Here is a 13243-nt window from a genome sequence, read left to right on the forward strand (position 1 = left end):
GACATGCATGTCGCAGTTCAAGATTTGGCTCAAGCTAGGAGCCGCCAGGATCGCCTGCGAGCTCTTAGGTTAATTCTGATGTTGGCGGTGATCGAGGGCGCGGAACCAAAGCAAATGAGATATTTGTCGAGCTTGGAACGGTATGAGAAGGCTGCTCTCTCGCGGCAACGGCGGGGGCTCAAACACTTCAAGCGGAATGCCGGATGAGAACCACGAGCTGAGTAGGAAACTGGCAGTGTAGGGTCTCAGGCCGGAGAGCGTCGCGCCGATTGGACGGGCTGCTAGTCTTCGAGGCTGCATGAACTACATTTTCCCACTGCTGGCTGTCGCGATCACCATCGGCCTGTTTGTGCTCTACGCGATGGTGCGGCAGAACTTGCGTCGATCCCGCCGCGCGGATGAGGTTCCTCACTGGCCGGATTCGAGCCTGAGATAGCGATCGGCCGTAGAAGCGTCCATTCCCATGCGCAGGCGCATCGAAAAACCGAAACGGAGCTTGCGCCGTCGGGCAAAGCAACAGATAGAGCCTCCTTGGAAGTAGCCGTTTTCGGTCGAGGACGAGATGAGACGAGCGCTTGCCATAGTGATGATGCTACTCTTATGAACAGCGTCCAAGCTGTCAAAGCGAGCTTTCGGATGTAGGTTAGTCGCCAGTAACTCTTTTCGAGCGAGCAAATGATGAAAAAAGGGCTGGCCGCCATCGCCATTCTGCTTCTGCCAATAACAAGCCTGAACGCGGGATCAACGATCGTAGGCGCTGGTTCGCAATCTTGTACCGCCTGGATGAGTAGGAAGAAGAATCCGGTTGTAAAGGCAGCCTTTGAATCCTGGGTCGTGGGCTTCGTCAGCGGGTTAAACGTGAGTGCTGAGAGGGACATTGTCGGCGGCGGCGATTTCTCCGCGATCGTTGCTTGGATGGACCGGCGCTGCAAATCTAATTCTTCAGATCAAATTGGAGTTGCAGCTCTGGACCTAGCGATGGAATTGGCTGGTAACGCGACGAAGCGCTGATCTGCTAGAAACGCCAGTCGACGATGAGGCCGCTAACGTCCTTAGCCCGGCGGAGCCCGCCGAGAATCACGGAGACAGGTGTGCGGATCAAGCTACCAGAGACAGACCTCAAGTCAGTGCAAAGCCTTGGTAGCATTGAGCTCAAAGACGAAGGCGGCGGACACGTCGGCCAATACTTCTTCGGAAAGGGTCACGGGCGCACCGTTTTCCTGTTTGGGAAGTACAAGGGCACGTTCAAGACCCACGCTGAGTGTCAAGCGTTCATCGATGGCGTGACCGCTGTGATCGATGACAACCGCAGCTCCCGCAGCAAGGAGGAGACTAAAGCGTGATGGCATTAGCTTCGATAGCTTGAGTTTTGAACTAGTTCGCGCATTCTTCGGGCTTGAGGGCGCTAAGGAGTTCCGATGGCGGCGCAGACCGCATCGACGGTTCGTGCGGCTGCGTTGCGGAGCAGGTGTTTGAGCTTGGCAAAAGACCTGTTCGTTCGGGGTTGGTGCTGGAAATTTAATTCTTTGGATCAATTGGGGTTGCAGCTCTGGATTTAGCGAAGGAGTTGGCCGGCAACGCGGCGAAGCGCTAATTAGGCTGTTCGGCTAGGCTTGCCCTCAACGATGCCGACGCCGTGTTCCTCCAGGAGCTTTTTCGTATCCCAAATCGGTTCGGGAACGACTATTGGCTTGCCTGCTATTGCGGGGTCATTCTGATCGATCAGCTCTCCGGTTCGCTCCAAAAGTCGCCAGATATTGTTCCGGGCGCTCTTGTCGCCTTGAAGAGCCGCATTGTAGTTTTTCAACAGGACAGCCACGGCTCGGGGGACCTTTTGCCGACGGCCATCTGTGGTAAGCATCACGGGCTCCATTGCGAGCCGCTTAAAGATGGCGATCACGCTTTCTGTCGCGTTTCTGCAAGAGGCGCGACGGGGCCGCTCGCAGCTCACTTTCGTATCCGTCTCGCTAAGATGCGAGAGACGGACGCAGGGCACCGTCCCGAGGTTGAGCATGCTTGCGGCTGCAAGTCGTCCGTGGCCCGCAATGACCTGACCTTCATCATCGATCAGAATTGGATTGGTGAAGCCGAACCGCTTGATGCTCTGTGCGATCTGCTTGATCTGCTTCGGCGAATGGGTGCGGGCATTGCCTGCATAGGGCCTCAACGCGTCAATTGACAGGTGCTCGATCTGCAAGGCTTTTCTCCTGATTGAGTTCTCTTAGGGCGAATTGCCCCGGAGAGGTTTTGCAGATCAGGGCTGGGAATTCGCTCACGGAAATTGGCGGTTACAGTGCACGATCGGAAGGCCGCGGAAACTGGCGCTCGATCTCCGCTTCGAAGTCCTCCGAATCCCTGCAGCGTTCTTCGGGGTGAAGGTGCCCGCCCTTCCAGAAGCTGTGGCTATTGCGGAGAGTCGTCCAATCTACATTTTTTAGGCGCTTGCGCGCCCAGAATGCCAACAGGCGGTAAGCGCGCTCGCTGATCGCGATACGCGCGACGGTGCGTTCCGGAGCGGTTTGATTAGCCTTGAGCCGCCTGCACAGCCACGGATAGATCCTGTCGATCTGCTTGAGCGTAAAGTCCTGCTGTGCCGGATGGTTGGGTGGGCGACCGCGACGCTTGTGGATGGGAGGGGCGTGGCGGACGTGCCATGGCGGATCGTCGTCAAGCCGCTGCTGATCAAACGGGACGCCCATGTTCGTTTCTCCTTCAGGTTCGCTGGTCCGGAGAAACGTTAGCCCAAGAGGGAGCAACAGCAGAGAGCGGCTCACCCCATTGGTAAACGCTCAAAATCCGATATTGCGGATTCGAGGGCTATGGGGTAGCGGGCGAGTCCAATTGGCGAATGTAGAGGCCTCCTATCGCGTTTTTGAAATTCATCACAAGGCGGTGACAAGATGCCGGTCTACGGCATGCCGAAGAAGTTCCCGACGCGAGCAAGCTTCGCTTCACTCCGTCCTGATGGTCTGGCGGGTCAGGAGATCAGATGGTTCTTCTCGTGCGCTTGCTGGGCCACTGATCGGCTTCCCTGCTACGGCTCGGCAAGTTCGCTGTTCTTTGCCAGGCAATTCCCTGATAGCGGTTGGGAATTCCCTGTTATTTTCCGCCCGCTGCTCGCCAGGGCCGCGTAAGTCTCGGATATTCCGGGAGTTTTGCGCAGATTTACACCTGAACGGGGCTCAGCGTTGTGAAATATTCGCTGTTACCAGAACGAGGTCAGCGTTACCGCTCGTCCGCGATCACCTTGCCGTCGTTCGGCAGCGCGCCGGGCCTCACCAATTCAACTTCGCCTCCGAGCTTCGTCACTGCGCGCAAGGTGCCTGCAATCTCCTCGCGCAACGCGTCGTTTGCGACCGCCGTCTCCGCTTTCAGCGTCATTGCATCGGCCTCGCCCTGGCGCGTGACGACGAGGCGTAATCTTCCGAGCGCGGGATGGCGGTTGCCGATCTCGGCGACCTGCTCGGGGCGGACGAACATGCCCTTGACCTTGGTGGTCTGGTCGGCGCGGCCCATCCAACCCTTGATGCGCATGTTGGTGCGCCCGCAGGGGCTGGTCCCCGGCAGTGCCGCGGTGAGGTCGCCGAGAGCGAGTCGGATCCAGGGATGGTGCGGGTCGAGCGAAGTCACGACGATCTCGCCGACGTCGCCGGACGCCACGGGATCGCCGGTGCCGGGCTTGACGATCTCCATGATCAGATCCTCGTTCACGACCATGCCGTCGCGCGCGCTCGTCTCGAAGGCGATGAGGCCGAGATCGGCGGTGCCGAAGGCCTGGTAGGCGTCGATGCCGCGCGCCTTGATCTCCGCCTGGAGCGAGGGCGGGAAGGCCGCGCCCGAGACCAGCGCGCTCTTGATCGAGGAGACGTCGCGTCCTGAGCTTGCGGCAGCATCGAGCAAGATCTTCAGGAAGTCCGGCGTGCCGCTGTAGCCGACGGGACGGTAAGCCTCGATCAGCTCGAATTGCTGCTCGGTATTCCCTGGACCGGCCGGGATCACGGCGCAACCGAGCGCGCGGGCCGACGCATCGAAGATGAAGCCGCCGGGAGTGAGATGATAGCTGAAGGTGTTGAGCACGATGTCATCGGGCCGGAACCCGGCCGCGAACAGCGCCCGTGCGCCGCGCCACGGATCGGCCTGCCGCCCCTCCGGCTCGAAAATCGGCCCGGGGGAGGTGAAGAGGCGGGCGAACGAGCCGGGCGCCGCCGCGACGAACCCTCCGAAGGGCCTGGAGGCCTTGTGCAGGGCCGGCAGTTCCGACTTGCGCAGCACTGGGAGGCCGGCCAGTGCCGCCCTGGAGGTCACGGTAGCCGGATCCAGGCCTTTCAGCCGATCAGCATAGGCGGGCGCGGTCATCGCAGAGCGCAGCACGCCGGGCAGGCGGGCGAACAGATCGGCCTCGCGCGCGGCTTGCTCGCGCGTCTCGAGGGCGTCGTAATGGGCGGTCATGGCTGATCTTTCCGTGTTGGCATCCGTTGCGTGCCGCCGCCGGCATGGGTATCAGACGGCCATGGACGAGGTTTGAAGAGGACGCGATGGCGGACGAGGGAATCAGTGCGGCGGACGAGGCGTCGGACGTCGTGCCGCGCCTGAAGCGCCGCATGATCGACGAGGCGCTGCCGTTGTGGTGGACGGTCGGCTGGGACCATGGCGCGGGTGGTTTCATCGATCGGCTGCATCGTGACGGCACGGCGGACAGCGCCGCGCCGCGCCGGGTGTTCGTGCAGGCCCGCCAGATCTGGTGCTACGCCAAGGCTGCGCAGATGGGCTGGTACCCTGAGGGGCGCGCCGTCGCACTGAAGGGCCTCGAGCATCTGCTCGCCAAGGCAAAGGCGCCCGACGGCCGGCCCGGCTACGTGCACCGGCTGACGCCGGAGGGCGCGGTGCTGGACGGCCGGCGCGACGCCTACGACCACGCCTTCATCCTGTTTGCGCTCGCGGCCGTCTATGCGCTCGACCAGGACGCACAAATTCGCACCGAGATCGACGCGCTGCTCGCCTTCCTCGACGGCCATCTGCGCTCGCCGCACGGCGGCGTCCACGAAGGCCTTCCGGTCTCGCTGCCGCGCCGGCAGAACCCGCACATGCATCTGTTCGAGGCGATGATCGCGTGCTTCGACGCGACCCACGATTTGTCGTTCCAGAACCGTGCCGGCGAGTTCTTCGCGCTGTTCCTCGCCAATCTCTACGACAAGCGGACGCGCGCGCTCGGCGAATATTTCGAAGAGGACTGGTCGAAGATCGCGCCGGTCAGCGTCGAGCCCGGCCACCAGGCGGAATGGGTCTGGTTGCTGAAGGGGTTCGAACGCATCACGGGCTGCCCGACCGGACAGCGGCGCGCCGAGCTGCTGGAAACCGCGCTGCGCTATCGCGACGAGGCCACCGGCTGCCTTATCGACGAGGGTGACGACGCCGGCAACATTCGCCGCACTACGCGCCGGCTGTGGCCACAGACCGAGATTGCGAAGGCGTGGATCGCGCAGGCCGAATCCGGCGAGGCGGGCGCGGCGGACGAGGCGCGCGTGGCGCTGGCGCGGCTCGAACGGCATTATCTCAGCCATCCCGTGCGGGGCGGCTGGTACGACCAGTTCGAGCGCGACGGCAAATCGCTGATCGACACCATTCCTGCGTCGTCGTTCTATCATGTTCTCTGCGCAGTCACGGAAGCGGAACAGGTATTGGAAGGTTAAAGCCAGCGCTTGCGCCGCTTGAAGCTTTTGAGGTTCTTGAAGCTCTTGCGCTGGTCGCCGGCGCCGCCGAGGTAGAATTCCTTGACGTCCTCGTTGTCGCGCAATTCGTCCGCGGTGCCGTCGAGCACGACCTTGCCCTGCTCCATGATGTAGCCGTGGCTTGCCACCGACAGCGCGGCGCGGGCGTTCTGCTCGACCAGGAGAATGGTGACGCCGAGGTCACGGTTGATCTTGTGGATGATCGAGAACACCTCTTTCACCAGCAGAGGCGACAGGCCCATCGAGGGTTCGTCCATCAGGATCATCTTCGGGCGCGCCATCAGTGCGCGGCCGATCGCGAGCATCTGCTGTTCGCCGCCGGAGAGATAACCGGCAAGCCCGGTGCGCTCTTTCAGACGCGGGAAATAGTTGAAGACCATATCGAGATCGGCGCCGACCTCGCGGTCCCTGCGGGTGAAGGCACCGAGCTTGAGGTTTTCCAGCGAGGTCATGTCGGCGACGATGCGCCGGCCCTCCATCACCTGGAAGATGCCGCGGCGGACGATCTTGTCGGGGTCGATGCCATTGATGCGCTCGCCTTCGAACAAGATTTCGCCACGCGTGACTTCGCCGTCCTCGGTTTTGAGCAGCCCAGAGATCGCCTTCAGCGTCGTCGACTTGCCAGCGCCGTTGGCGCCGAGCAGCGCCACGATCGCGCCCTTGGGCACGTCGAGGCTGAGACCGCGCAGCACCAGGATGACGTCGTCATAGACAACCTCGATGTTGCGCACGGCAAGGAGAGGCGGTGCGGGTACGATGCCGGGGGAGGGACGAGCTGCTGCTTCGTGAATTTCGGTCATGCCTCATACTCCGCTGTCGTCGCCCGGCTTGACCGGGCGACCCAGTATTCCAGCGACGCCTGAGACTCACGGAGAGGCCCCGGCGTACTGGATTCCCCGCTCGAGTGCGCGCTGCGCACAAGGCGGGGGATGACATTTGTGTGTGAGGTGAGCGCTAAGCTCACCAGCCCAGCAATTCCGGCTTGCGCGGGAGCTCGACGGTCTTGACCTTCTCGAGCTTGATCGCGCCCTTGGCCATGAGGTCGTTGAGGTCGCCGTCGGTCGCTCCCGCAATCTTGGTGCGGTAGAGGTCGACCTTCAGCGTGCCGCGGTGGTCCTTGTCGGTCCAGGTCGAGGGATTGCAGACGCCCTCCATCCCGGCCGGCACCCAGTCCTTCTTCTGGTAGAAGCCCTTGGCGACGTTCTCGCCGGTGGCGCCGCCGTTCCTGGCGGCCCAATCGATCGCCTCCTTCATGTAGAGCGCCGAGCACACCGCCGCGATGTAGTGCACGGGCCGATACACCTTGCCGGTCGGGTCGGACATCTTCGAGATCTCCATTACCGTTTTCATGCCGGGCGCATCGCCGCCCCAGCTGACCGCGGTGCGCAGCGGGAAGATCACGCCGTCGGCGGCATCGCCTGCGGTCTTGGCGGCGTTCTCGTCCATGCCCCAGACATTGCCCATGAACTGGATGTCGACGCCGGCGGTCTTGCAGGCCTTCATCACCGAGATGTTGGACGCGGCGGTGTTGCCGAGATAGGCGTAGTTGGCGCCTGAGGATTTCAGGCTCAGGCACTGCGCGCTGTAGTCACCCGGCGCGAGCGCGAACACCAGCGGCGGCAGCACCTCGAAGCCGAGCTCCTGCGCCATGGCTTCGCCGGCGGCCTTCGGTGCGTTCGGGTAGGGGTGGTTGGCGCCCATGTGGACGAATTTCGGCTTGCCGGACTTGCCCTTGGCCTTCCAGTCTTCGGCTGCCCACATCAGCATCGCGCGCAGCGAGTCCGAATAGCTCGGACCATAGAAGAAATTATAGGGCGCGGGCTTGGCCTTGCCGCTGACACCTTCGGGATCGGTGAGGGCAGCGGCGTAGGAGCCGGAGAGGTCGGGGATTTTATCCTGTGCGAGGAAGCCGGTCAGCGCCTCGGTGTCTGCCGTGCCCCAGCCCATGATCGCCGCGACCTTGGAGTCCGGCGCCGACCACTTCTTGTAGAGCGCGATCGCGCGCGGTACCTGGTAGCCATAGTCGTTGGTGTCGACGTTGAGCTGCTTGCCGCCGACGCCGCCGTTCTTGTTGACCCAGGCGAAGGTGTCGGCGACGGCTTGGCCGTAGGGCGTGCCGACGTCGGACGTGCCGCCGGAATAATCGGCGAGATGCCCGATCGCGATCTGCGCCTGCGCGCCTGACGAGAATGCGGCGATCGCCAGCGCAAGTGACGCGGTGCTCAAAAGGGATTTAGTTTTCATTGGTTGCCTCCTCCTGTTTATTTGTTGGTTTGCGAGTTGCCCGCGCTCAATGCGAGAACGGGTAGAGTTTCCAGTATGCCTTGATCTGCCGCCAGCGATGGGCGAGCCCATCCGGCTCGAACATCAGGAACGCGATGATGATCACCCCGATCGCGATCTCGCGCAGGAAGGTGATGTTGTTGTTGAGCGACAGCGCCTTGTCGATCGCGCCGCCCTTCAGCGCCACGCTGAGGAACTCCATCGTCTCGGGCAGCAGCACCACGAACGCGGTACCCATCAGCGTGCCCATGATCGAACCGGTGCCGCCGATGATGATCATGGCCAGGAACAGGATCGAGCGTTCGATGCCGAAGCCCTCTTGCGACACCACGAGCTGGTAGTGTGCGTAGAGCGCGCCGGCGATGCCGGCGAAGAAGGCGGCGAGCCCAAATGACAACGTGCGATACTTGGTGAGATTGATGCCCATGATCTCCGCGGAGAGATAATGGTCGCGAATCGCCACCAGCGCGCGGCCGTCGCGGGTGCGCATCAGATTGGTGACGAGGACGTAGCTTGCAACTACGTAGGCGAGTACGACGTAGAAATATTGCCTGTCGCCGCGCAGCGTGTAGCCGAAGATCGAAAACGGATTGGCGCTGGCCGGCACCGAGCCGCCGGTGAACCATTCGGCGCGGGAGAAGAAGTCGAGCAGGATGTATTGTGCTGCGAGCGTCGCGATCACGAGATAAAGCCCCTTCAGCCGCGCCGCCGGGATGCCGAAGATCAGCCCGACCAGCGCAGTGACGACGCCCGCGAGGGGGATCGCGAAGAACACCGGGATCGATGTGCTGTTGGAGATGTAGGCCGAGGTGAAGGCGCCGAGCAGGAAGAAAGCGGCATGGCCGATCGAAATCTGGCCGGTGAAGCCGACCAGGATGTTGAGGCCAAGCGCAGCGATCGAGAAGATGCCGATCTGGATCAGGATGCTGAGCCAATAGCCGCCAAGGAATTGCGGTACGAGACACAGCGCCAGCACGCCGGCGATCGCAAAATTGCGGCTGGTGGCGGTCGGGAAGATCGTGGTGTCGGCCGCGTAAGAGGTGCGGAAATCACCAGCAGGGATGAGGGCGGGGCCGGCCATAGATCAGATCCGTTCGATGTCGTGGGTGCCGAACAGGCCGTAGGGCTTGATCATCAGCACGATGATGAGGACGTAGAACGGCGCGATCTCGTAGAGATTGCCCCAGTGAAGGTATTCGCTGTCGACATATTGCGCGATGTTCTCGAGTAATCCGATGATGATGCCGCCGAGCACGGCACCGCCGACGGAATCGAGCCCGCCGAGGATCGCAGCCGGAAACACTTTGATCCCATAGGCGGCAAGGCCCGAGGATACGCCGTTCACGACGGCGACCACAACGCCTGCAACCGCCGACACCGTTGCGGAGATCGCCCAGGCCATCGCGAACACGCTTTTCACGGAAATGCCGAGCGATTGCGCGACCTGTTGGTTGAACGCAGTGGCGCGCATCGCAAGGCCGTACTTTGACGCGCGGAAGAACCAGGCCATGCCAATCATCATCGCGATCGAGACGACGAGGCTCATGACATAGACGGTCTGGATCTGGAGCCCGAGCAGGCTGACGGACTGGCTCTCGAACACGCGCGGGAACGGCTGCGGATTGACGCCGAACATCCATTTCAGCGTGGCCTGCAGCACGGTGGAGAGGCCGATCGTCACCATGATGACCGAGATGATGGGTTCGCCGATCATCGGTCGCAGGATCAGGACCTGCACCGCGATGCCGAACACGAACATGAACACCAGCGTCATCGGCATGCCGATCCAGAACGGCACCTGGTATTTCGCGAGCAAAGTCCAGCACACCCAGGCGCCGACAAGCAAGAGCTCGCCCTGTGCGAAATTGACGACCTGGCTAGCCTTGTAGATCAGCACAAACGACATCGCGACCACGCCATAGAGCGTGCCGACCACGAGGCCGTTGACCAGGAGCTGAATGAGGAAGGCGGTGTTCATGAAGTGGTGCTCGCTGACAAATCCGGCGCGCTCTTCCCCTCTCCCCTTGTGGGAGAGGGTGGCTTCGCGAAGCGAAGACGGGTGAGGGGTTGTCTCAGCAATGAACGCGCGGAGAGAGGACCCCTCACCGAAGTGAGGGTGGGGCGGGCTGCGGAGATGCCCTCTCCCACAAGGGGAGAGGGCGCAGCAATACGCATTGCACCTGTGATTGCCACGAAGTTCACTCCGCCGCCTCCGCCAAATGCCCCGGTCCGCCGAGATCCACCACTCGCAGCGTGGTCCGCACCCTTTGCGTGGTGCCGTCCTGGAAGCGGATCACGGTGTCCACGGGGATGTCGGCCTGGCCGCGGTAGATCGCGTCGATGATGCCTTCGTATTTTTCGTTGATGACGCTGCGCCGCACTTTCCGCGTGCGGGTGAGCTCGCCATCGTCGGCGTCGAGCTCCTTGTAGAGCAGCAGGAAGCGGGAGATGCGCTGTGCCGGTGGCAGAGTCGCGTTGACGGTCTCGACTTCCTTCTTGAGTAGCGCATAAACCTCGGGCCGCGAGGCCAGGTCGCTGTAGGTCGTAAACGAGAGCCGGTTCTTCTCCGCCCATTTCGAGATGATGGAGTAGCGGATGCAGATCATGGCGGCGAGCGCGTCGCGGCCTGCACCAAGCACCACGGCTTCCGCGATATAAGCCGAGAACTTCAACTTGTTCTCGATGAATTGCGGCGAGAAGTGCTCGCCGCGCGAGGTCTCGGCGAGATCCTTGATGCGATCGATCACCACGAGCTGGCGATTCGCGTTGAAATAGCCGGCGTCGCCGGACAGCATCCAGCCATCCCTGAGGTCAGCGACGCTCGCCTCCGGGTTCTTGTAGTAGCCGAGGAACATGTTGGGATGCCGCACCACGATTTCGCCGACGCCGTGAACGTCGGCATTGTCGATGCGGATTTCGACGCTGTCGGCCATCGGCACGCCGGTGGTGTCGGGATCGACCTTGCCCGCGGGATGCAGCGTGTAGGCCCCCAGCAGCTCGGTCTGGCCGTAGAGCGTGCGCAGCGGCACGCCCATGGCCCGGAAGAACTTGAAGGTCTCGGGCCCGAGTGCCGCGCCGCCGGTTGCGGCTGAACGCAGGCGGGTGAAGCCGAGGCGGTCGCGCAATGCACGGAACAGGATCGCGTCGGCAAAGCCGGAACGCTCGCCCCGTTCGAGCGCGGCAAGCCCGCTCTTCATGCCGATGTCGAACAGGCGTTGCTTGAACGGCGTTGCGTCCATCACCCTGGCGCGGACGTCGGCGGCGATTGATTCCCAAACGCGCGGTGCAAACAGGATGAACGTCGGTGCGATCTCACGCAGATCGTTCATCATGGTCTCGGGCTCTTCGACGAAGTTGATCTTCATCCGGCACAAGAGGCCTTTGCCGAGTACATAGACCTGCTCCATGATCCAGGGCAGCGGCAGCACCGACACGTATTCGTCGTCCGGCCCTTTCGGATCGAAAGCGAGATATGTCGCGCAGTGGCCGAGCACGCGGCCGGCCGCGAGCATCGCGAGCTTTGGATGCGAGGTGGTGCCTGATGTCGTGCAGAGGATCGCGACGTCCTCGCCCTTGGTCGCGTCCACCAGCCGGTCGTAAAGTTCCGGCTCGCGCGTAGCCCGCGCCCGGCCGAGTTCGGCAAACGTCTCCGCCGACATCAAGCGCGGATCGTCGTATTTCCGCATGCCGCGCGGATCGGAATAGATGATGTGCTTCAGCTTTGGGACGCGGTCGGCCAGCGTAAGCAGCTTGTCGACCTGCTCCTCGTCCTCGGCGAAAACGAGCTGCGCCTCGCCATAATTGAGGAGATAAGAGGCTTCTTCGTCGAGCACGTCACGATATAGCCCGAGGCTCAAGCCTCCGATCGCGTGGGTTGCTATTTCCGCCGCGACCCAGTCCGGCCGGTTGTCGCCGATGATGCCGACGACATCTTCGCGCCCAAGGCCCAGTTCGATCAGGCCGAGCGCGAAGTCGCGCACCCGCGTCTGGTAGGCGTTCCAGGTGAACGGGCGCCACAGCCCGAGATCCTTTTCGCGCAACGCGATCTCGTTGCCGTACTCCTTCGCATTGAGCCGGAGCATCTTCGGATAGGTGTCGGCCTGCGCGACGCGGCCTGCGTAATCCATCATGCCGCGCTCTCCTGCGCCGGCGGAGCATCGTCAGGGTCGACCAGCACCTCGTCTTCTTCGCCGAGATAGGCGCGCCTGACGTGGGGATCGGCGAGCACGGCGGCCGGATCGCCCTCGGCGATCTTGCGGCCGAAATCCAGCACCATGACGCGGTGGGAGATGTCCATTACCACGCCCATGTCGTGCTCGATCATCACCACGGTCATGCCGAACTCCTCGTTGAGATCGACGATGTAGCGGGCCATGTCCTCCTTCTCCTCGAAGTTCATGCCGGCCATCGGCTCGTCGAGGAGAATGAGGCGCGGCTCCAGTGCCATGGCGCGCGCGAGCTCCACGCGCTTGCGCAGACCATAGGAGAGGGTGCCGGCCGGCGCCTTTCGCACCGATTGGAGATCGAGGAAATCGATGATCTCCTCGACCTTGCGGCGGTGCTCGAGCTCTTCCTTGCGCGCGCTGGTGAGCCAGTACAGCGAGCCCGTGAGAAAATTGTTCTTCAGGAGGTGATGGCGGCCGACCATGATGTTGTCGAGCACGCTCATATGGTGGAACAGCGCCAGGTTCTGAAAGGTGCGGCCGATGCCGAGCGAAGCGCGCGCGTTGGGTGTCAGGCCGGTGATGTCGCGGCCCTGGTAGAACAGCTGGCCTTCGGTCGGCTTGTAGCGGCCGGAAATACAGTTCACGATCGAGGTCTTGCCGGCACCATTGGGGCCAATGATCGAGAACAGCTCGCCTTCCCTGATGGCGAAGCCGACATCGGTCAGCGCACGAACGCCGCCGAATCGCAAGGACACGCCGCGCACTTCAAGACTGGTAGCCACCAAACAGATCCCTCCCGGTGATGGCGCATTCAGTGGCGCTCTTCGTCCGTTCTGTTGGGCGATCCTAGTACGGCCGTGCCGGTGAGGCCATGCAGCAGATGGTCTCGACCGGAGCCGCGCCGCTCTCGTTCCCGTTTGGGATCAAAAGCCGCATCGCCCGAGGTGGTCCTCAATAGGGGAAAGCGCTATTTTGAAATGTCTCCCGCCTGACAATTCTGCGACAAAGTTTTTTGGGCGCTCGCAGCCTCCATCTTTCGTCTGATGGTAGCCGAGACGATCATGC

Annotated in this window: 13 protein-coding genes and 1 pseudogene; 4 read left to right on the forward strand and 10 right to left on the reverse strand. The window is 62.3% G+C overall.

Translation table 11 applies throughout. The features are described from left to right. The first annotated feature begins 298 nt into the window (after positions 1 to 298). The 3 genes from IVB41_RS27645 to IVB41_RS27655 all read left to right on the forward strand — a co-directional run bounded on the left by IVB41_RS27645 (position 299) and on the right by IVB41_RS27655 (position 1343). Positions 299 to 436: a hypothetical protein gene (locus IVB41_RS27645; RefSeq protein WP_187436379.1), complete on the forward strand. Its 138-nt coding sequence runs from the start codon at positions 299 to 301 to the stop codon at positions 434 to 436. 239 nt (positions 437 to 675) lie between these two features. Beyond that, on the forward strand, positions 676 to 1011 hold the full coding sequence (locus tag IVB41_RS27650) for a hypothetical protein (RefSeq protein WP_247437187.1): 336 nt from the start codon (positions 676 to 678) through the stop codon (positions 1009 to 1011). Positions 1012 to 1091: 80 nt separating this feature from the next. Then, positions 1092 to 1343 (forward strand): hypothetical protein, encoded by a 252-nt coding sequence (locus IVB41_RS27655; RefSeq protein ID WP_247437189.1) that lies wholly within the window; start codon positions 1092 to 1094, stop codon positions 1341 to 1343. Positions 1344 to 1374: 31 nt separating this feature from the next. Here the strand turns inward: IVB41_RS27655 and IVB41_RS35965 are convergent. The 4 genes and pseudogenes from IVB41_RS35965 to IVB41_RS27670 all read right to left on the reverse strand — a co-directional run. Next, a pseudogene (locus IVB41_RS35965) lies at positions 1375 to 1486 on the reverse strand (IS630 family transposase); the annotation flags it as partial. A gap of 108 nt (positions 1487 to 1594) precedes the next feature. Then, positions 1595 to 2197: a ParB/Srx family N-terminal domain-containing protein gene (locus IVB41_RS35835; RefSeq protein ID WP_346770875.1), complete on the reverse strand. Its 603-nt coding sequence runs from the start codon at positions 2195 to 2197 to the stop codon at positions 1595 to 1597. A gap of 91 nt (positions 2198 to 2288) precedes the next feature. Further along, positions 2289 to 2699 (reverse strand): hypothetical protein, encoded by a 411-nt coding sequence (locus tag IVB41_RS27665; protein ID WP_247437190.1) that lies wholly within the window; start codon positions 2697 to 2699, stop codon positions 2289 to 2291. A gap of 526 nt (positions 2700 to 3225) precedes the next feature. After that, a complete protein-coding gene (locus IVB41_RS27670) occupies positions 3226 to 4449 on the reverse strand; it encodes a phenylacetate--CoA ligase family protein (RefSeq protein WP_247437192.1) in 1224 nt (407 codons plus the stop codon). A gap of 86 nt (positions 4450 to 4535) precedes the next feature. Here IVB41_RS27670 and IVB41_RS27675 point away from each other — a divergent pair, with 86 nt between their 5' ends. Beyond that, positions 4536 to 5690, forward strand: coding sequence for an AGE family epimerase/isomerase (locus IVB41_RS27675; RefSeq protein WP_247437195.1), 1155 nt, complete (start codon positions 4536 to 4538; stop codon positions 5688 to 5690). Here the strand turns inward: IVB41_RS27675 and IVB41_RS27680 are convergent. From IVB41_RS27680 to IVB41_RS27705, 6 genes are all read right to left on the reverse strand, one after another. Beyond that, a complete protein-coding gene (locus IVB41_RS27680; RefSeq protein ID WP_027566795.1) occupies positions 5687 to 6529 on the reverse strand; it encodes an ABC transporter ATP-binding protein in 843 nt (280 codons plus the stop codon). The genes IVB41_RS27675 and IVB41_RS27680 overlap by 4 nt on opposite strands. A 160-nt stretch (positions 6530 to 6689) precedes the next feature. Further along, the gene (locus IVB41_RS27685) at positions 6690 to 7973 is read right to left on the reverse strand and encodes an ABC transporter substrate-binding protein (protein WP_247437197.1); all 1284 of its coding nucleotides are present in this window, start codon (positions 7971 to 7973) and stop codon (positions 6690 to 6692) included. Between the two features lie 46 nt (positions 7974 to 8019). Continuing rightward, the gene (locus IVB41_RS27690) at positions 8020 to 9093 is read right to left on the reverse strand and encodes a branched-chain amino acid ABC transporter permease (protein ID WP_027519026.1); all 1074 of its coding nucleotides are present in this window, start codon (positions 9091 to 9093) and stop codon (positions 8020 to 8022) included. Positions 9094 to 9096: 3 nt separating this feature from the next. Next, positions 9097 to 9990: a branched-chain amino acid ABC transporter permease gene (locus IVB41_RS27695; RefSeq protein WP_027519025.1), complete on the reverse strand. Its 894-nt coding sequence runs from the start codon at positions 9988 to 9990 to the stop codon at positions 9097 to 9099. Between the two features lie 220 nt (positions 9991 to 10210). Beyond that, on the reverse strand, positions 10211 to 12142 hold the full coding sequence (locus tag IVB41_RS27700) for a long-chain fatty acid--CoA ligase (RefSeq protein ID WP_247437199.1): 1932 nt from the start codon (positions 12140 to 12142) through the stop codon (positions 10211 to 10213). Further along, on the reverse strand, positions 12139 to 12960 hold the full coding sequence (locus IVB41_RS27705; RefSeq protein ID WP_247437202.1) for an ABC transporter ATP-binding protein: 822 nt from the start codon (positions 12958 to 12960) through the stop codon (positions 12139 to 12141). The genes IVB41_RS27700 and IVB41_RS27705 overlap by 4 nt, the downstream gene beginning before the upstream one ends. Positions 12961 to 13243 lie beyond the last annotated feature (283 nt).

The organism is Bradyrhizobium sp. 44 (assembly GCF_023073095.1).
Taxonomy (GTDB): Bacteria; Pseudomonadota; Alphaproteobacteria; order Rhizobiales; family Xanthobacteraceae; genus Bradyrhizobium.

Excerpts from the sequence above, each read along its gene's own strand:
- IVB41_RS27645 (WP_187436379.1), top strand. The coding sequence starts at position 299 with ATGAACTACATTTTCCCACTGCTGGCTGTCGCGATCACCATCGGCCTG.
- IVB41_RS27650 (WP_247437187.1), top strand. The coding sequence starts at position 676 with ATGATGAAAAAAGGGCTGGCCGCCATCGCCATTCTGCTTCTGCCAATA.
- IVB41_RS27665 (WP_247437190.1), bottom strand. The coding sequence starts at position 2,699 with ATGGGCGTCCCGTTTGATCAGCAGCGGCTTGACGACGATCCGCCATGG.
- IVB41_RS27670 (WP_247437192.1), bottom strand. The coding sequence starts at position 4,449 with ATGACCGCCCATTACGACGCCCTCGAGACGCGCGAGCAAGCCGCGCGC.
- IVB41_RS27675 (WP_247437195.1), top strand. The coding sequence starts at position 4,536 with ATGGCGGACGAGGGAATCAGTGCGGCGGACGAGGCGTCGGACGTCGTG.
- IVB41_RS27680 (WP_027566795.1), bottom strand. The coding sequence starts at position 6,529 with ATGACCGAAATTCACGAAGCAGCAGCTCGTCCCTCCCCCGGCATCGTA.
- IVB41_RS27685 (WP_247437197.1), bottom strand. The coding sequence starts at position 7,973 with ATGAAAACTAAATCCCTTTTGAGCACCGCGTCACTTGCGCTGGCGATC.
- IVB41_RS27690 (WP_027519026.1), bottom strand. The coding sequence starts at position 9,093 with ATGGCCGGCCCCGCCCTCATCCCTGCTGGTGATTTCCGCACCTCTTAC.
- IVB41_RS27695 (WP_027519025.1), bottom strand. The coding sequence starts at position 9,990 with ATGAACACCGCCTTCCTCATTCAGCTCCTGGTCAACGGCCTCGTGGTC.
- IVB41_RS27700 (WP_247437199.1), bottom strand. The coding sequence starts at position 12,142 with ATGATGGATTACGCAGGCCGCGTCGCGCAGGCCGACACCTATCCGAAG.